Genomic DNA, 17554 nt, shown 5'->3' on the forward strand with positions numbered 1-17554 from the left:
GGCATAAGAGGGAAACGATGACGAAAGACAATACTGCCATTCTCAACCGACTGAAGCGCATCGAAGGCCAGGTTCGGGGTGTAAGCCAAATGGTCACCGACGAGCGTTACTGCATCGATATCCTGCATCAGGTGCAGGCCGTGAAAGCTGCACTCTCAAAAGCGGAGAGCGAGATTCTGAAGGATCACGCGGCTTGCTGCGTGTCCGAAGCAATCGCATCGGGTGATACTACAGAGCAGCGTGTGAAGTTCAATGAGTTGATCGACCTGTTCGAAAAGGTCAAACGATGACCGCAGGTAAGACCGCAACTCTCTACCGCATGGTGACTGACAAGCATGTCTGTCCCTATGGGCTGAAGAGCAAATACCTGCTTGAAAGCTTAGGCTACAGCGTTGACGATCACATGCTGACGACGCGCGAAGAGACCAACGCCTTCAAAGCCGAGCATGGCGTCAAGACCACTCCGCAGACCTTCATCAATGGCAAGCGCATCGGCGGTCATGACGATCTGCGCCGCCATTTTGGCAAACCGGTGCGTGACCCCGACGCTGTCAGCTACCGCCCGGTGATGGCAATTTTCGCCATGGCGGTGCTAATGGCGCTGGCCGGAAGCTGGGCGACAACGGGCGCGCTGCTGACCGTGCGCAGCGGCGAATGGTTCATCGCGATATCAATGTGCATCCTGGCGATCCAAAAACTGCAAGACGTCGAATCCTTCGCTACGATGTTCCTCGGCTACGATCTGCTCGCGCAGCGCTGGCTCCCCTATGCTTATATCTACCCCTTCGCTGAAGGGTTGGCGGGCGTGCTCATGCTGGCGCGCGCGTTCGACTGGCTGTCGATCCCGGTCGCGCTGTTCATCGGCGGTATCGGCGCGGCGTCCGTGTTCTACGCGGTCTATGTGCAGAAGCGAGAGATCAAGTGCGCCTGCGTCGGCGGGAACAGCCGCGTGCCGCTCGGCGTCATCTCGTTGACGGAAAACGTTATGATGGTGGCGATGGCCCTGTGGATGCTGTTGGCACCTATGGGAGAAATGCCATGACTTACACCCGCTTTCTGGCGATGATCGCGACCTCGACAATCGTGATGTTCGGCCTGATGTATCTCAACACTTATGCGCTCGACCATATCTTCTACAGTCAGACGCGCACCTGGATGGCCATCTATATGGGCGCCGTGATGGCGATTATCATGCTCGCCTTCATGTGGAAGATGTATGACGGGAAATCGGCGAAGCTGACAATTGTCGGGGCATCGATTCTCGTTTTCGCTGGCTCGCTCTACCTCGTGCGGAGCCAGGAGACTGTCGACGACGTCAGCTACATGCGCGCGATGATCCCGCATCACTCGATCGCGATCATGACCAGCGAGCGAGCGAACATCCGCGATCCACGCGTCCGTGCTTTGGCGGATGACATCATCAAGGCGCAGGTCAGGGAAATTTCGGAAATGAAGCGGCTGATCGCCGATCTTGAGGCACAGCCGATTGCGTCGGATGCCCCCATTTTGCCGGCAGTGCCAGTGCAAAGCATGGAAACGGAAAATTGATGGCAAAGGGCAGCAAAAGTCAGACCGAGGCTGATCCGCACAAGGACTTGTCTGAGGAAATGTCCGAAATTCGCCAGCGTGCGCTGTCTAGATGGGACAATGAAGGGGGCGCGATTGCCTCTATCGCTGAGGTTGCTGCGGATGCCGTCCCTGAAATGACCAACACTGAACTGGTTCATCTGCATATCCGGGTCATCGCGCTTGAAAATCTTATGATCGCTGTTCTGGCAGAGGGATCGGAGCAGCAGCGCCAAATGGCGCGCGACATGGCCGCTCTCATTGCACCTCGGCCAGGTTATACCCAGCATCCGCTGACCATTCATGCGGCCGATCACATAACTGACTTGGTTGAACGCGCGGAACGGTTTCGCACGGACTGATACCACAGAGCCTGTGCTCATCCCCGCAGGAGCAGCCCTGTGGTCGCACCCAGACACCAGCTGCACCAAGGGAGAAAGACATGCAAAATCTAACAATTGGTCGCCAAATTATCCGCTGGGGATGGACACTCAGCGTTTTCATTCTGCTCAGCTTTCTTGTCTGTATTGCGTTCGGCCTGCTGATGCCCGAACGCTTCCACATGCATGAGGCATGGGCTCCTCTGCTGCCGGGGTTTGAGTGGCTGACATGGCCCGGCTTCATCGCAGGCGCAGTCGGTAGCTTTCTCTATGGCTGGTAAATCGCGGGATTGATCGTTCCGCTCTATCGCTTCTTCGGTCGTGGAGATTCGTCATGAGTGGCTATATTTGCCCCATGCATCAGGAAGTCCGACAGGACGAGCCGGGTGACTGCCCGGAATGCGGCATGCATCTGATACCGGACGACGGCCAGCAAAGCGGCACGCATACCGAATGCCACGCTTCGCATGGCCAGAATGAACACCAACCAAGCGATGGCCGCTACGATGTAAGCGGTGTTTTCAGCCCACGTGAGCGTGCGGCAGGAGCTCTTCGATGCGCGATGCGGGATGACCATTGGCGAGGCTGGTTAGCGTTGCGGTCAGCCAGGTGTGCGGGTTGATGCCGGTGAGTTTGCAGTTTTCGATCAGCGTGGCGATCACCGCCCAGTTGTCGCCGCCCTCGTCGGAGCCGGCGAACAGCGCGTTCTTGCGGTTGAGAGCCAGCGGGCGGATGGCGCGCTCGACGACGTTGTTGTCGAGATCGATGCGGCCATCGTCGAGGAAGCGTGTCAGCCCATCCCAGCGTTTGAGGGCGTAGCTGATCGCTTCGCCGAGCTTCGCCTTGGCGCTGACCTGCCGACCGCGTGCTTCGAGGAACCTGTGCAGGTCGTCGATGATCGGACGGCTGCGCTGATCGCGGACGTCGCGACGTTCGTCAGCAGGTAGCCCGCGGATATCGTCTTCGATGGCGTAGAGGGAAGCAATGTGGCGCAGCACGTCGGCGGCCACGGGCGAGCTCTCGGCCAGCTCATAGAACTTGCGGCGCACGTGCGCCCAGCAGAAGGCGAGGCGGATCTGTTGATGACGCCGGGCAAGCGCGGTGTAGGCGCCATAGCCATCGACCTGCAGGATGCCTGCGAAGCCCCGGAGATGCGCTTGCGCTCGCTCAGCCTTGCGATCGGCGGCATAGACATAGGCAACCATCGGCGGGTCAGCGCCGCCCCATGGCCGATCATCGCAGGCATAGGCCCAGATCTGGCCGGTCTTGGTCTTCTTGCGCCCCGGCTCGAGCACGGGCGCGGTGGTCTCGTCGGCGAATAATCGCTCGGATCGTCGCAATCGCTCAAGGATGTGATCGCGGATGGGCCGCAAATACCACGCCGCCCGTCCGGTCCAGTCTGCAAGGGTGGAACGGTCTAGCTGGATGCCCTGCCGGGCATAGATCTGCGCCTGCCGGTAGAGCGGCAGGTGATCGGCATACTTGGACACCAGCACTTGCGCGATCAACGCTTCGGTGGGGATGCCGCCTTCGACGATCCGTGCTGGCGCTGGAGCCTGCACGACCGCGCTCTCGCACGAACGGCAGCCATAGCGCGGACGGCGGGTGACCAGCACGCGGAAGGTGGTGGGGACGACATCGAGGCGTTCAACCACATCCTCGCCGATCTGGTGGAGCGCGCCGCCGCAGCACGGGCAAGCCTTATCTTCGACATCGACGATATGCTCGATCCGCTCAAGATGGGCGGGCAGCGATCCGCGGTTGGTCTTGCGCGGGCGTTCGCCCTTGGACTTGGGCACTGCGGCATCACGCGCAGCCTGCGCGCTGCCCAGCGCGGTCTCGATATCCTCCAGCGCCAGCTCGAACTGATCAGGATCGAACTGCTCAGACTTGCGGCCGAACCGGTGCCGCTGGAACGCTTCGATGATCGCCTGCAGCCGTTCGATCCGGGCATCGGCCTTGCCCTTGGCATCGCTGAGATCGGCCAATGCGCGGGCCTGTTCGAGGACGAGCGCACGCAGCGCATCAACGTCATCGGGAAGGTCGGCTTCCATCAGCATATGCAGGTTGAATCAGGCTCGGTGCACCCCGTCAAGCAGCAATCTGGGGTGCGATCGGGCGGCGTCCGCCGTGCACTCTGCGCCAGTCCAGACCCTCGAGTAATGCGCCCAGTTGCGCCGCAGTCAGCCGCATCACGCCCTCCTGGATCCGGGGCCACTTGAAAGCACCTTGCTCTAGCCTCTTGGCCATCAGGCATAGGCCTGTTCCGTCCCACCAGACGAGCTTGATCCGGTCCGCGCGCTTGGCGCGGAAGACATAGATCACGCCGGAATAGGGCTTGCCGCCATACTCTGCTGCCACCAGCGCGGCGAGCGAGTCTGCTCCCTTGCGGAAATCCACAGGACGCGTTGCCACCATCACCTTCGCGCCGGGCGCCGGGCCGATCATCGTGATGCTCGAAGGGCGGTGATTACCGCGGCGATCGTATCTGCATCAGCGCTGCTGCCGACCCTGACCAGCACGCCGCCGATCTCCAGCTCGATCGCCGCGGGCTCGGCCCGCCGACGTCGACGTGGTCTGACAGGGTCAGGCGCGATCACCGCCGGCACGAATGCAGGGTCTTGCCGTTCCAAGGCAACTGAAACAGCCACACCGTGATCCCTGCACCGCCTGATCAGCGCTTTGCGCCATCCGTATATCTGGGAAGGATCCACTGCGTGCCTGCGAGCAACTGCAGTGACCGGCTCGCCGCCAGGCCAGCACTCCGCAATGATCGAAGCCTTCTCCGCGTCGGACCAGTCGCGGCGCTTGCCGGCGCCAGTGAATACCTCGAACCGCTGAGCGCCCTTGCTCACAGGATCATCACCAGAGATTATCATAGGAGCAGCGCCTCACCCAATATCAGGGTGCAGAAACTCGGCGCTTCACATCAACCGCGCAAGGTGGGCTCGGGACAGCGCTTACGCTACGATCATGTTCCTGAGGGCTTCACTGGCACGGTCTATACCTGCCCGATGCATCCACAGGTGCGCCAAACCAAAATGGGATCATGCCCCATCTGCGGCATGGGGCTGGAGCTGGAATCCGCGAGTATGGTGGAGGATGGCCCCAATCCGGAGCTGGTCGACTTTACCCGGCGGTTCTGGGTCGGCGCTATCCTCACGATACCTTTGCTGATTCTGACCATGGGGCCGATGCTGGGTCTTGGCGGTCTGCGCGAAATATTCGGCGAACGAGCGACCCTTTGGATCGAGTTCGCGCTGGGCACGCCGGTGGTCCTGTGGTGCGGCTGGCCGTTCCTCGTCCGCGGCTGGAATTCCTTCCGGACGATGAACCTCAACATGTTCTCGCTCATCGGGATGGGGGTCATGGCGGCGTGGCTGTTCAGCATTGTCGCTGTGCTGGTTCCGGGCATCTTCCCTGACGGTTTTCGCGATGCAGAAGGTAATGTCGCAGTCTATTTCGAAGCTGCTGCAGTCATCGTCACACTGGTCCTGCTGGGCCAGGTTATGGAGCTGCGCGCCCGTGAAGGCACCGGCAAGGCCATCCGCGCGCTGCTCGACCTTGCGGCGAAGACCGCGAGCGTCATCCGGCCCGATGGCACTGAAGACGAAATTGAGCTGGAGGACGTCCAGGTGGGCGACCACCTGCGCGTCCGGCCCGGTGACAAGGTTCCGGTCGATGGCACCGTACTTGATGGACGGTCTTCCATTGATGAAAGCATGGTCTCGGGTGAACCCGTCCCGGTTGAGAAAGTCGCTGGCGATCACGTTACCGGTGCCACCATCAACGGCACCGGCAGTCTGGTGATGGAGGCAACCCGCGTCGGTTCGGACACGATGCTGGCGCAAATCGTCGAGATGGTCGCGAACGCTCAACGCTCGCGCGCGCCGATTCAGAAATATGCCGACAAGGTTGCGGGCTGGTTCGTTCCGGCGGTGATCGGCATCGCGGTGCTGGCCTTTATCGCCTGGGCAATCTGGGGACCTGCTCCTGCGTTCGCCTATGCCCTGATCGCGGCAGTGTCAGTGCTAATTATTGCCTGTCCCTGCGCATTGGGCCTCGCCACGCCGATGTCGATCATGACCGCTACCGGGCGCGGCGCGCAGGCTGGTGTGCTGATCAAGAACGCGGAGGCTCTCGAGCGCTTCGAGACGATCGATACGCTGATCGTGGACAAGACCGGCACGCTGACCGAGGGCAAGCCCCGGTTGGTCGCCGTGATGCCCGAGGAAGGGCATGACGAAGCAGAGGTACTGCATCTTGCAGCCTCGCTCGAACGCGGCTCGGAACACCCGCTGGCCGAAGCAATAGTGCGCGGTGCGGAGGAACGCGGTGTGGCGATGGAGAGTGCCAGCGACTTCGAGGCCATAACCGGCAAAGGGGTGAAAGGCACCGTCGAAGGCAGGTCCGTTGCGCTAGGTAACCTTGCACTGATCAATGACATGGGCCTTGAAGCAACTGCGTTGACGCAGAAGGCAAACGCTAGACGCGACGAAGGCGAGACGGTGATGTTCGTGGTCGTCGATGGCGCCATCGCTGGTCTCGTCGCGGTGGCAGATCCTGTGAAAGAAACCACCCCTGCCGCGCTAAACCAACTGCACGCTCTGGGCCTGCGCATCATCATGGCAACCGGTGACAATGAACGGACGGCCAAAGCGGTCGCAGCGCGGCTTGGCATCGACGAAATTCGCGCCGATGTTCTGCCCGAAGACAAGGCCCGCATAATCCGCGAACTTCAAGAAGCGGGCGCGAAAGTTGCGATGGCTGGAGACGGCGTGAACGATGCGCCAGCGCTTGCGCAAGCCGATGTCGGGATCGCGATGGGCACCGGGGCAGATGTAGCAATCGAAAGCGCTGGAATTACACTGGTAGGTGGCAATCTTGACGGTATCGTGCGCGCTCGCCGCCTAGCACAGGCAACCATGGGCAACATCCGTCAGAACCTGTTCTTCGCGCTAATCTATAACGCGGCCGGGGTCCCCGTCGCAGCTGGTTTTCTCTATCCGTTTTTCGGCATCCTGATCAGCCCGATGTTTGCGGCATTCGCTATGAGCGCGTCCTCAATCTCCGTCGTGCTCAATTCGCTCCGGCTGCGGACCGCAAAACTGTGAGCGAACAGAAAGGTGGCGAGTACAGCAAACATGCGAATGATGGCAAGGATGACGGTGCGGCGACGATAAGTCTTACCGGAGCCCTCGCGATGGGTACCGGCGTGATGATCGGGGCGGGAATTTTTGCGTTAACGGGACAGATTGCCGAACTCGCAGGCCCACTGTTTCCGCTCTCGTTTGTTGTCGGCGGGGTGGTCACCTCGTTGGCCGCCTATAGCTATATCAAGATGTCGAATGCCTGGCCGTCTTCTGGCGGCATCGCGATGATCTTGCAGAAGGCATACGGGCCCGGAGTTGTCGCAGCGTCTGCGTCGCTGCTCATGGCCCTATCGATGGTGATCAGCGAAAGTCTGGTGGCAAGAACGTTCGCAACCTATGCGCTTCGCCCGTTCGATCAGGAGGGGAATGGTTTACTGGTATCCGCACTAGCGCTGGCCCTCATTGTATTCGCCTATTTCGTGAATGCCTCGGGCAATCGGACTGTGAGCGGTTTTTCCCTGATCATGTCGGCGATCAAAATTGGCGGGATTGCCCTTTTTGCTGTCGCTGCAATCTGGGCAAGCGGCTTTTCCTCCGGAGCGTTTGCCGAAGACCTCTCGCTGACGAGCGGCGAGGCATTCCTTGCTTCAGTGGCCTTCTCAATCCTCGCCTTCAAAGGCTTTACGACCATTACCAACAGTGGCGGCGAGATCGTCCATCCACATCGCAACGTCGGGCGGACGATCATCATCTCGATCGGCATTTGCGTGGTCACTTACCTGCTGGTCGCGCTGGCAGTTGGCTCAAGCTTGTCCATCGGCCAGATCGTAGAGGCGCGAGATTATTCATTGGCGGCCGCCGCCGAACCCGCACTCGGCCAGATCGGATTCTACTTCACCATTATCATCGCGTTGGCGGCGACGGCTTCCGGGATAATTGCCAGCGTTTTCGCCGTTTCGCGCATGCTGACGATGCTGACCGAGATGAAGATGATCCCGCACAGCCACTTCGGGATGAGCGGCGGCATCCGCAGTCATATGCTGATCTACACAGTCGTCATTGCAGGGGCGCTTGCAGTCCTGTTCGACTTGTCGCGTATCGCATCGCTTGGTGCGTTTTTTTACCTGGTTATGGATATGCTCGTGCACTGGGGCGTCTTTCGGACATTGCGGCGCGAAGTTGGAGCAAGAGCATCCGTCCTGCTCGCCGCACTGGCCGCCGACGGCGTTATTCTGATTGCATTTACAACTATGAAGCTCCGCACAGATCCGATGATCGTGCTCTACGCAGTGGCCGGGATCGCGATCGTGTTCGTGGGGGAATGGATATTCCTTTCGCGTCAGGAAGGTACTTCAGAACAAGGGGCGAAAACTGCTGCCCATGGCTCAGCGAAGAAGGGGCCGCATGATCACTGAGCCCCTGTTCCAACGACTCGATAAACCCGAAACATGGATCGCTATTCACGGCTTTCTTGTTTCGTTCGCTTGGGAAATGTTCCAGATGCCGTTCTATGCAATGGATCAACTGTCGGCTTGGAAAGTTACAAAAATCTGCGGCATTGATTCGGTGGGTGATGCCGGAATAATGGTATTTGCCTACTGGATCGCGGCAATTGCAACCGCTGATCGGATGTGGCTTCGAGATACGCGCGCGCGACCATTCACAGCATATTTAGGCACCGGGCTGTCGATTACGATAGTCGTGGAACACTTCGCGCTACGCAGCGATTGGGGCTGGCAATACGATGACACAATGCCCTTGATATTGGGCGTAGGGCTGGTGCCGTTGGCCATGTGGATCGTTGTGCCATTGGTAACGATGAAACTAGCAGAGCGATCGGCGGTGCACAGCAGGTCGGCCTCGCAAGCGGATTAGGAGATTGACGACCTAAATCTCTCAATTTCAGACAACTTCCTAAAGGCCAGAGATTTGCGGGCTTTTGCTTGCAGAGTTTGCCGTCTGATCCTCAAACATGCACAAGTGGATGCGAGGTGATAATGCCAACCAACTCGTATGAATCTCGCGATTGTTGTCACAGACCTTTTCGAAGTTTCGAGTCCCTAAAAAGGCATCAAACCAATGCGTTAAATGCTATTTTGGGCCTTCCTGCGGGCTTGATCAAATTCCACATCACGTAACCTGTTGATATATAGACTAGAAAATAGTTCAATTCGATGCCTCTTCTGGGCACCAACGCACTCAAAACAAACACAAAATCGTCTCAAGCACGGTCTTCGGATCGTGTTTGCTACGGTTCACTGCTACGGTTTGGTGCCCAGAGTTCGGACATAAGTCTCAGAGATATTGACAGAAACAGTCCGCGCGGCTGCTACGGTTTCAGTCACGGTTTGCTACCCAGAGGTATGATGCTTCGGGGCAACCGCTTCTACCTGCGACGCCATGTCCCGACCGATGTTCAGCCGATCATTGGACGAGCGGAAGTGTGGCGATCTCTCAAGACCGACAGTTTGCAGATGGCGCTGCGGCGTCTGCCGCTGATGACTGCTGCGCTGGAATCTGAGTTTGAACGCGTTCGGCATGATGCAGGTTTGACCGTCGATGAGACGATCTTGAGACCGTCTGGGGACGATCTGAGGGCAACATTGCTGCCTTCCAGACTTGAGGCTCACGGGAGCGCCGCGCCTCCACCTCTTTCGCTTGAGCAGGCATACGCCCGCTACATGGACGATCCGACCCACCATTGGTCGCCCAGCACCCGACAAGCCTACGACACTACGCGCAAGTTCGCGGTCGGCATCATCGGGGGCGAAATCGAGATGGAGGCGCTGTCGCGCGCGCAATGCCGCGATTACCTCGACGCGCTCCGCTTCATGCCTCGCAATGTGTCCAAGCGCTTCCCGAAGCTCAGCCTCAGGGCTGCCTCAGAACTGGGGCGGCAGGGGAAGGATATCGAATTGATCAGCGCCGCCAATGCGAACGCTCACCTCGCGAACTTCTCAAGCTTCCTGAACTGGGCGATCAATGAGGAACTGATCGCTCGCAATCCGATCCGAGGGCTCCGCCTCCCCGACATGGTAGCGAAGAAGGACAAGCGCCATCCATTCAGCGCTGAGCAGTTGCAGGCAATCTTCAACGCGCCGCTCTATCGGGGCTGCCAAGACGGAGAGCGAGGATATGCGAAGCCCGGAAGAGAGCATCCGAGAAATGCCCGCTTTTGGGTTCCACTGATTGCCTTGCATACTGGCATGAGATTGAATGAAATTTGCCAATTGGACACCACTGACATACGCGAAATTGAGGGTGTCCTGTGTTTCGTCGTCAGTGAGACATCGCTCGTTGGAGAAACGGATAAGAGCTTGAAGACAGGCGCAAGTGAGAGGCTAATTCCCTTGCATCCGTCCCTCCTCGCATGCGGCATTTTAGCCTATGTTGAGGCTCATCGACGGGCAAAACGGGTGAAGCTTTTTCCTGACATCGACCCCGGTCCCCGGGGAAAGCGGGCAGTCGCATTTTCTAAGTGGTTCACGCAGTTCATAAGATCGTGTGACGCCTACCAGCCACGAACGAGCTTTCACTCCTTCCGACACAATTTTCGCGACGAGTTGCGCGCAGCGCAGATTGACCACGACATTGCGATGGTCCTTGGCGGATGGGCGACCGGTAGAAACTCAAGCATCGCTTCCGAGAACTACGGGGGCGGTCATCGAGTGGGTTCCCTTTACAATGCGATCACTAAGTTGAGCTTTGCGAAGATCGATCTGTCCCATATCATTGATAAGGGCTGATGGTCTCGAACGTGTCGGCAAAGCCGTGGAGTAGAGCGTTGACGTTGAAGGAGAGCCTTCTCAAGGTTGGGTAGGCACCAGACGCTGTTTCTGTGATGATAGCGTTTTCCGCGAACGAAAAGATCGAAGCGTCCACGAGTCCGAACTCGGCCATTGATAGCAATGAAACCGTTGAAAGTGCGCCGCAGTTCGTAACAATGGACTGGGCAACTTCTAATGGAACAGGGATTCTAAGTCGGAGGGCGACATAGAGCGCCCAGCAAACCTCCCCGTCATTTCCGAGTCTTCCATGCCGTAGCAGGAGATTGACCATGATCGGAGTCCACTCGGCGATTTCTAGATCGCGACGAGCAAGATGACGCCACACAACAATGCGCGCCACATAGTCCACTGTGTGGCCGAAATGCACGGCAGCCCTTTTCAAGAAGGGCTCGATATGTTCCCAGTGCTCATCCGCAAGCTCTGAGCGATCGAGATATCGCAGCGTGTATTTCAGAATGCCATCGTCACCATCTTTCGTCGCTAATGAGAAGGCGTATTCAAGTGCTGCACGCAAACGGTCAGGCACCCGTTTCGATGGCGAATTAACCGCGAACTCGATGCGCGTCGAAATGTCGCTCGGCCATACGTCTGAGAATTGGAATTGCTCGGATGTTATGAGCGTCTTGGACTCGTTTATGTCCAGTTCGTAACTGCGGATTCCGTTCAACGGCTTCGACCCTGCTCAACGAATGCGGACTATGGCATCCGGATGCCATTGAACGTGCGCTAGCACATGGCGACAGCAACGCCATTCGCGGCACCTACAACCGGGGCCAGTACTGGGATGAGCGGGTCAAGATGGCGCAGCGCCCTGCCGCTCGACCGCGCAGACATCGACAATCTGATCGCGGCTGCGGCGCTCGACTGGTCTGAGATTGACCCTTCGATCCTCGGAACGCTGTTCGAGCGCGGGCTGGACCCGGACAAGCGCAGCCAGCTTGGCGCACACTACACTGATCGCGACAAGATCATGCAGATCGTCGAGGCGTGCCTCCGTCATGAATGCAAAGGCAACGCGGTTTCGGATCCCGCACTCAGTAGGATCGCTGCGATTCGCCTGACGAGGAACGCAGCAACGCAATCCGGCGCTGTACGGGACCAAAGATTAACCTGCTGGCCAAATTCACAATGACCAAAGATTCAGGTGCCTTGCGGTAAGGGGATATGTGCTCGCGCCCTCACAAGCCTTTCCGACTCAAGCGGCTTCGGTTTTACGATGTAGGCAAGCGACTCCGCTCAAAAAGCCGTGCGAGCAGCGATGCTCCTCCGGCCTCGCGGGGAGATTACACCCTTATTGATGCACATCCCAATCGGGCCATGCCGACGATAGATGACAATTGTGCAGGAATTTACGGGAATTTATGCAGGTGCAAGGGTTTGCTAGCGCTGAAGCATCGAAAGTGGTGGACCCGTCGGGGCTCGAACCCGAGACCTACAGATTAAAAGTCCGTTGCTCTACCAACTGAGCTACGGGTCCACCGGATGTCGCGCCGCAGCGCGAAGGGCGCTCACCTAGGCAGGGGGCGGCTGCGGGTCAAGCGGGCATACGCTTGCGAAATCGTCAATCCGTGTGGCCCTGCACGCCAATCGGGGGCGATGACCACAGCCGGGGCCAGAACAAAGCGCCGCTGCGCGAAGGCCGGATGCGGAATTGTGAGGTCACCCGAACGGCCCCGGCTCGGGCCCCGGCCCCGGCTGCGCCACGCACCGCCGCTCCACAGCACCACATCGAGATCGAGCACGCGGTCACCCCAGCGCTGGCCTCGCCGCCGCCCGAAGGCGCGCTCAGTGTGCTTGAGCGCGGCCAGCAGAGCCGTGGGCGAAAGTTCGCTATCCAGCACCAGCGCCGCATTGGCAAAGCGCCGCCGCGCCGCGCCCATGGGCGGAGTCGCGATCACAGGCGCGCGGGCCGTGACCGTGCCAAAAGCGGCGCATTCCTCCATTGCCGCCAGCACCACGTCTTGCGGTGGGCCATAGAGATGGTGCCGCCGATTGCTGCCCACCGCGATAAGATAGGTGCTGCTCACGTGCGTCAGATATGCCCCATTAGATGTCTTGGGCGATCCGGCCATAAAGCTGCGGGCGACGGTCACGGAAAAAACCCATCCCGGCGCGGTGCCTGGCCGCCTGCGCGAGATCGAGCCGCGCGGTCAGCACGCCTGTCTCCCCCGCGCCGTATTCGGCCAGATAATCGCCCCACTCGTCGGTGATGAAGGAATGGCCGTAGAAGGATTGTGCGCGGTCCGCCGGACCTTCGTGACCGATGCGATTCGCGGCCACCACCGGCATACAATTCGACACCGCATGGCCCAGCATGGCGCGCCGCCACATCCGGCTGGTATCGAGATCAGCGTCATAGGGCTCGGAACCGATCGCGGTGGGATACAGCAGCAGCTCTGCCCCCATCAGCGCCATCACCCGCGCACATTCAGGATACCACTGGTCCCAGCAGATGCCGACGCCGACACGAACGAGTGCGCCGCCCTCGCCCGGAACATCCCACACCTTGAAGCCATCATTGCCGGGGCGGAAATAGTACTTTTCCTCATACCCCGGCCCATCGGGAATGTGGCTTTTGCGATAGGTGCCTTGCACAGCACCGCTCGGGCCGATCATCGCGAGCGTATTGTAATAGTGATGCCCGTCGCGCTCAAAAAAGCTGGTCGGGATCGTCACCTTCAACCGCGCCGCGAGCGCCTGCATTGCGATCACGCTGGGGTGCTGCGCAGTGGGCCGGGCGAGCGCAAACAGTGCCTCGTCCTCTTCGCGGCAGAAATAGGGGCCGGAGAACAGCTCGGGCGGGAGGATCAGCTGCGCGCCTTGCGCAGCAGCGTCCTCGACCAGCGCCGCAACGGCGGCGATATTGGTGGCTTCATCCTCCGAAGCCAAGGCAAGCTGAAGGGCGGCGACAGTGATTGCACTCATGCCGCCGCCCCTACAGCGGTTTCGCGTCCGGTGGAACACCGAACGGCTTGGAAATCGCGGTCAACGAAGGCGGATTACATCGCCTTCTTGAACAGCAGAGTCATCCGGTCGCTTTCGCCCAGGTTCGCCAGATCGGCGCGCTTGGTGGCCTGGACCGGGGGCATTTCCCACACGCCTTCGGGGTGGTTGGCGGGATCCTTGGCATTGGCGTTGATTTCGCTTTGCGCGACCAGTTCAAAGCCATTCAGGCGCATGAAGTCGATCACGTCCTGCTGCTTCAGATAGCCTTTAGAGCCGTTGGTGTAGGACCACGGGGCATCCGCCTTGGCGCGGTGCTGGATCACGCCGAGGTAGCCATCGTCTTTCAGCAGTTCGCGCATCGCCCGGATTTCGGTGTCGGCAATCCCGGCGCGGGTAATGCCGTGCAGCGCGCGGACCACCAGAATGCGATCAAACGTGCCCTTCTGTTCAGCGGGAATGGTGTCCAGCGTCATGCCGCTGAACTTCTCCGCCGCCAGGCCAGTATAGCCTGCAACTTCCGCGCCGAAGCCGGCTGCCTGATCACGCAGGCGCTGCTGGCGGGCAGGGTCAGCCGTGGCGGTTATCGGGTTGTTGTAGAGGCCGACAAGCTGACCCTCTCCGCCGAGATAATGGCCGAGCAACCGCGAATACCAGCCGCCACCGGGCGAATATTCACCCACCTTCATGTGCGGGCCAACATGGAAGAACGCGAGCACGTCCGCCGGGTTACGATATTGATCGCGGGCCTTGTCTTCGGCGCGGGTCGGGTGATTGATCGCACCCGACACCGCCTCTGCGTGCATTTTGTTGAAGGTCGCCGTGTCGAGGACATGATCTTGGCTGTGCGCGCCGTGATCGGCGTGCTGATGGGCCAACAGCGGGGCGGCAAGCGCAAAGCCGCTGGCGGCGGCAATCAGGATCAGTTTTTTCATGGGGTCGCTCTCCGAAAGGTGAATTTTGGGGCCGCTATGTGTGGCAATCACGCGTTGCTAGCCTATCTCTGATGAATACCAACGGAGAATTCGATGAGCAACCTCGACACAGCAATCATAGCCGGCGGCTGCTTCTGGTGCACCGAAGCGGTGTTCCGCGATGTGGTGGGCGTGACCCTGGTGGAAAGTGGCTATATCGGCGGCACCAAGGCGGACCCGACCTACAAGGAGGTCTGCACCGGCACCACCGGCCATGCCGAGGGTATCCGCGTGACCTTCGATACCGATGTGATCGGCCTGCCGCAGATCTATGACGTGTTCCTCGGCACGCATGATCCGACGCAGCTGAACCGCCAGGGCGGCGATGTCGGCACACAATATCGCAGCGCGATCTTCCCGCTTTCTGCCGAGCAGGGCGCCGAGGCCGAAGCCGCCATCGGGCGCTGGAACGCCGAAAATGGCAAGATGGCCGTCACCACGATCGAGGGCCTGTCCGACGGCGCGCAGGCGATGGCGTGGTATCCGGCCGAGGACTACCATCAGGAATACTGGGACGGCGAAGGCCAGCGCAATCCCTATTGCCAGGCGACGATCCCGCCCAAGCTGATGAAACTGCGCAAGTCTTTCCAGAAATATGTGAAGGACTAAGGGGCCAGCGAGTCTATAGCTCGCTTAAGGACTGGTGCGGCCACGCGAACGACGTTGCTTTGCGTGGCCGTAGGATAACCGGTGTGCTGGAGGTGTAAGCAGACATCTCCTACGGTCTTTAGGTCGAATGTCCCGACCACGGGTGTTCTCCCATCCTTCCCTAGGTCGCCCCATATCTCGCCCGTGACGGGAACATAGACTAGGTATCCCTCCACCGATTCACGGCTGTCGAGCAATGGCAGCTTTTGCGGGACATCGGAAACAGTAAACGGGCCGAACGCCGTCATCTTACCGTCGCCAGGAGCCTTGCAAGGTTCGGCCTTGGCATAGAGGGCATTGACGTTCTCATGGTTCAGATCGGCGTTCGCGCGGAATGTCAGGACGACATACCCCGGATCATTTCGCGAATGGCTGTAGTCAACGGGCAGCTCGCTTGCATAATGGGCAGACACGAACTCATGATTGCCAAGCTCTGGGCCGCACGATCCAAGGGCGAATGCAAAGCTGACCACGATTAATCTCATGGCCTGATACTAAAGCGGTTTATTCCAGCGGCCCACGAAAAACCCGTCCAGCCCGCCTTGGTCGGGCAGCATCCCCGGATGGGTGCGCAGCCAGCCCTCGGGCGTTGACGCGAGGCCTGCGGGAAGTTCCTCCGGCGTGATTGGCTTGGGGATTAGGCCCAGTTCGGCGTCGATCCACGCCGCTTGCGCCTCGCCTTCCTCGGCCTCCAGCGAGCATACGCCGTAAACCAGCACCCCGCCGGGGTTCAGCCATTCGGCGGCGCACGCAATCAGGCCGCGCTGCAATTCCACCAGTTCGGGGATCTGCCGCGCGCCGATCCGGTGCAGCACATCGGGGTGGCGGCGGCAGGTGCCGGTTGCGGTGCACGGCGCGTCGATCAGAATCGCGTCAAAGCGGTGCTTGGGCTCCCACGTCAACGCATCGGCGCGCACGGGCGAGGCCTTCAACCCGGTGCGCTTGAGGTTGTCTTTGAGGAGTTCAAGCCGCCGTTTCGAACTATCGAGCGCGGTGACGTTCCACCCGCCTGCGGCCAGTTGCATCGTCTTGCCACCAGGCGCGGCGCACAGATCGAGCGCGTGCCTGCCATTTCCCGGCCCCAGCAACCGCGCCGGGATCGACGCAGCCAGATCCTGCACCCACCAGTCGCCTGCCTTGTAATCGGCAAGGCTTTCCACCGCCGCGCCGCGTGGCAGGCGGACATGGCCGGGCGCGAATGTCACTCCGCCCATCGCCACAGCGCGGGTCTCGGTCTCGGCCGCGTCTTTCAGCGCGAGGTCGAGTTCCGGCGGGAAAGCGAGGCCCGCTGCGATGGCGGTGGCCTTGTCCGCGCCCCAGCGCTCCACCACCGGCTGCGGCAGGGTCGGCACGTCGGGCAGCACACTGCGCCCGGGCTTCACCAAGGCAGAAAACACCCCGTGCGCCAGCCTGCGCGGGCCGCCCGCCAGCAGCGGCAGCCCGGTCGCGATCACCGCATGGGGCGGGGTATCGAGACGCAGGGCTTGCGCGAGCATGATCCGCAGCACCATCCGCGCCTTGGCATCATCGGGCAGGTTTTGCTGGGTCGCGCTGTCGATCAGCGCATCCAGATCCGTCAGCCAGCGCAATGTCTCGCCGGCAATCGCCTTGGCCAAGGCGCGGTCGGGCGCCTTGCGGACATCGCCCAAGGCGCCGCCCTCGGCCTGTTCGAGCGTCTCGCCCCGCCGGAACACGGCATCGAGCAGGCGGAGCGCAGCGCGGCGCACGGGAAGTCCGGGGGTGGCTGTCATTCGGCGCCTCTAAAGCATTGCACGGAAAAGTGGGAACCGGTTTTTCGCGCTCTGCTTCTACGGCCATCGCAGGCTGTCTTGAAACCAAGTGCCCGCTTGCGCATTTGACACCCATGACCAAACAGAAGTGCGAAGCCGCCAAGCAATTCAAGAAGCCGACGCACTGGACCAACGACCCCGTGCCCGCGCCCAAGAAAACCGATCCGATGAAGGGCGAACCCAAGGACCTCTCCCCCACCCGCTATGGCGATTGGGAAAAGAACGGGATTGCCTGGGATTTTTGAGCCCCCGGGGTTTCCGCTGGCACCAGCCTGCACGGGGTTAGATCAATCCAGACCCCTGCTAGCCCCCGCTTAGACCCTATCTAGACCCCCGTTAGCCGATGTTTCACATGAAACATTTCGCATGAAA

Annotated in this window: 22 protein-coding genes, 1 tRNA gene and 1 pseudogene; 13 read left to right on the top strand and 11 right to left on the bottom strand. The window is 60.2% G+C overall.

Annotation, left to right across the window (positions count from 1 at the left end):
• Window positions 1-17 precede the first annotated feature (17 nt).
• The 6 genes from ACRANW_RS00600 (at window position 18) to ACRANW_RS00625 (ending at window position 2568) form a co-directional block, all read left to right on the top strand.
• Window positions 18-290 (top strand): metal-sensitive transcriptional regulator, encoded by a 273-nt coding sequence (locus tag ACRANW_RS00600; protein ID WP_479432650.1) that lies wholly within the window; start codon window positions 18-20, stop codon window positions 288-290.
• Complete coding sequence (locus tag ACRANW_RS00605) at window positions 287-1042, top strand: MauE/DoxX family redox-associated membrane protein (RefSeq protein ID WP_479432651.1); 756 nt, start codon at window positions 287-289, stop codon at window positions 1040-1042. The genes ACRANW_RS00600 and ACRANW_RS00605 overlap by 4 nt, the downstream gene beginning before the upstream one ends.
• Entirely contained in the window at window positions 1039-1548 is a 510-nt protein-coding gene (locus ACRANW_RS00610) for a DUF305 domain-containing protein (protein ID WP_479432652.1), read from the top strand. The genes ACRANW_RS00605 and ACRANW_RS00610 overlap by 4 nt, the downstream gene beginning before the upstream one ends.
• The gene (locus ACRANW_RS00615) at window positions 1548-1928 is read left to right on the top strand and encodes a hypothetical protein (RefSeq protein ID WP_479432653.1); all 381 of its coding nucleotides are present in this window, start codon (window positions 1548-1550) and stop codon (window positions 1926-1928) included. The genes ACRANW_RS00610 and ACRANW_RS00615 overlap by 1 nt, the downstream gene beginning before the upstream one ends.
• An 80-nt stretch (window positions 1929-2008) precedes the next feature.
• A complete protein-coding gene (locus tag ACRANW_RS00620; protein ID WP_479432654.1) occupies window positions 2009-2227 on the top strand; it encodes a hypothetical protein in 219 nt (72 codons plus the stop codon).
• A 74-nt stretch (window positions 2228-2301) separates the two neighbouring features.
• Window positions 2302-2568: a heavy metal-binding domain-containing protein gene (locus ACRANW_RS00625; protein ID WP_479433973.1), complete on the top strand. Its 267-nt coding sequence runs from the start codon at window positions 2302-2304 to the stop codon at window positions 2566-2568.
• Here the strand turns inward: ACRANW_RS00625 and tnpC are convergent.
• From tnpC to tnpA, 3 genes are read right to left on the bottom strand one after another with little or no spacing between them, the layout of a single operon-like run.
• The gene (tnpC, locus tag ACRANW_RS00630; protein ID WP_479431270.1) at window positions 2468-4006 is read right to left on the bottom strand and encodes an IS66 family transposase; all 1539 of its coding nucleotides are present in this window, start codon (window positions 4004-4006) and stop codon (window positions 2468-2470) included. The genes ACRANW_RS00625 and tnpC overlap by 101 nt on opposite strands.
• Before the next feature lie 31 nt (window positions 4007-4037).
• On the bottom strand, window positions 4038-4394 hold the full coding sequence (gene tnpB, locus ACRANW_RS00635) for an IS66 family insertion sequence element accessory protein TnpB (RefSeq protein WP_479431269.1): 357 nt from the start codon (window positions 4392-4394) through the stop codon (window positions 4038-4040).
• The gene (gene tnpA / locus ACRANW_RS00640; RefSeq protein WP_479431268.1) at window positions 4391-4825 is read right to left on the bottom strand and encodes an IS66-like element accessory protein TnpA; all 435 of its coding nucleotides are present in this window, start codon (window positions 4823-4825) and stop codon (window positions 4391-4393) included. The genes tnpB and tnpA overlap by 4 nt, the downstream gene beginning before the upstream one ends.
• Here tnpA and ACRANW_RS00645 point away from each other — a divergent pair.
• From ACRANW_RS00645 to ACRANW_RS00660, 4 genes are all read left to right on the top strand, one after another.
• Window positions 4784-7060, top strand: a complete 2277-nt coding sequence (locus tag ACRANW_RS00645) for a copper-transporting P-type ATPase (protein ID WP_479433974.1) — start codon at window positions 4784-4786, stop codon at window positions 7058-7060. The two genes, tnpA and ACRANW_RS00645, sit on opposite strands and share 42 nt — an antisense overlap.
• Before the next feature lie 65 nt (window positions 7061-7125).
• Complete coding sequence (locus tag ACRANW_RS00650; protein ID WP_479433975.1) at window positions 7126-8454, top strand: APC family permease; 1329 nt, start codon at window positions 7126-7128, stop codon at window positions 8452-8454.
• Window positions 8444-8914, top strand: a complete 471-nt coding sequence (locus ACRANW_RS00655) for a hypothetical protein (protein WP_479432655.1) — start codon at window positions 8444-8446, stop codon at window positions 8912-8914. Before ACRANW_RS00650 ends, ACRANW_RS00655 begins: the two co-directional genes overlap by 11 nt.
• A gap of 488 nt (window positions 8915-9402) precedes the next feature.
• On the top strand, window positions 9403-10785 hold the full coding sequence (locus ACRANW_RS00660) for a DUF6538 domain-containing protein (protein ID WP_479432656.1): 1383 nt from the start codon (window positions 9403-9405) through the stop codon (window positions 10783-10785).
• Here the strand turns inward: ACRANW_RS00660 and ACRANW_RS00665 are convergent.
• On the bottom strand, window positions 10769-11494 hold the full coding sequence (locus tag ACRANW_RS00665; RefSeq protein ID WP_479432657.1) for a hypothetical protein: 726 nt from the start codon (window positions 11492-11494) through the stop codon (window positions 10769-10771). The two genes, ACRANW_RS00660 and ACRANW_RS00665, sit on opposite strands and share 17 nt — an antisense overlap.
• Here ACRANW_RS00665 and ACRANW_RS00670 point away from each other — a divergent pair.
• Window positions 11482-11700, top strand: a pseudogene (locus tag ACRANW_RS00670) (hypothetical protein); the annotation flags it as partial. The gene ACRANW_RS00665 and the pseudogene ACRANW_RS00670 sit on opposite strands and share 13 nt — an antisense overlap.
• Here the strand turns inward: ACRANW_RS00670 and ACRANW_RS00675 are convergent.
• From ACRANW_RS00675 to ACRANW_RS00695, 5 genes are all read right to left on the bottom strand, one after another.
• Window positions 11621-11827 carry a hypothetical protein gene (locus tag ACRANW_RS00675; protein ID WP_479432658.1) on the bottom strand — a complete coding sequence of 69 codons (207 nt, stop codon included), beginning with the start codon at window positions 11825-11827 and terminating at the stop codon, window positions 11621-11623. The pseudogene ACRANW_RS00670 and the gene ACRANW_RS00675 sit on opposite strands and share 80 nt — an antisense overlap.
• Window positions 11828-12228: 401 nt before the next feature.
• Window positions 12229-12304: transfer RNA gene (locus ACRANW_RS00680), tRNA-Lys, on the bottom strand.
• 31 nt (window positions 12305-12335) lie between these two features.
• A complete protein-coding gene (gene folK / locus ACRANW_RS00685; protein ID WP_479432659.1) occupies window positions 12336-12854 on the bottom strand; it encodes a 2-amino-4-hydroxy-6-hydroxymethyldihydropteridine diphosphokinase in 519 nt (172 codons plus the stop codon).
• 19 nt (window positions 12855-12873) lie between these two features.
• The gene (gene aguB / locus ACRANW_RS00690; protein WP_479432660.1) at window positions 12874-13752 is read right to left on the bottom strand and encodes an N-carbamoylputrescine amidase; all 879 of its coding nucleotides are present in this window, start codon (window positions 13750-13752) and stop codon (window positions 12874-12876) included.
• Between the two features lie 74 nt (window positions 13753-13826).
• Window positions 13827-14705, bottom strand: coding sequence for a class I SAM-dependent methyltransferase (locus ACRANW_RS00695; RefSeq protein ID WP_479432661.1), 879 nt, complete (start codon window positions 14703-14705; stop codon window positions 13827-13829).
• Between the two features lie 93 nt (window positions 14706-14798).
• Between ACRANW_RS00695 and msrA the strand changes: the two genes are divergently transcribed.
• A complete protein-coding gene (msrA, locus tag ACRANW_RS00700; RefSeq protein ID WP_479432662.1) occupies window positions 14799-15353 on the top strand; it encodes a peptide-methionine (S)-S-oxide reductase MsrA in 555 nt (184 codons plus the stop codon).
• On the opposite strand, the gene ACRANW_RS00705 is transcribed toward msrA, so the two are convergent.
• Together ACRANW_RS00705 and ACRANW_RS00710 are read right to left on the bottom strand one after the other, a co-directional pair.
• Window positions 15350-15865, bottom strand: a complete 516-nt coding sequence (locus ACRANW_RS00705) for a hypothetical protein (protein WP_479432663.1) — start codon at window positions 15863-15865, stop codon at window positions 15350-15352. The genes msrA and ACRANW_RS00705 overlap by 4 nt on opposite strands.
• Before the next feature lie 21 nt (window positions 15866-15886).
• Window positions 15887-17143 (bottom strand): RsmB/NOP family class I SAM-dependent RNA methyltransferase, encoded by a 1257-nt coding sequence (locus ACRANW_RS00710; RefSeq protein WP_479432664.1) that lies wholly within the window; start codon window positions 17141-17143, stop codon window positions 15887-15889.
• 113 nt (window positions 17144-17256) lie between these two features.
• Between ACRANW_RS00710 and ACRANW_RS00715 the strand changes: the two genes are divergently transcribed.
• Window positions 17257-17427, top strand: coding sequence for a DUF1674 domain-containing protein (locus ACRANW_RS00715; RefSeq protein ID WP_479432665.1), 171 nt, complete (start codon window positions 17257-17259; stop codon window positions 17425-17427).
• The last annotated feature ends 127 nt before the right edge of the window (window positions 17428-17554 follow it).

Source organism: Erythrobacter sp. 'gip.4 top 5' (assembly GCF_056495765.1).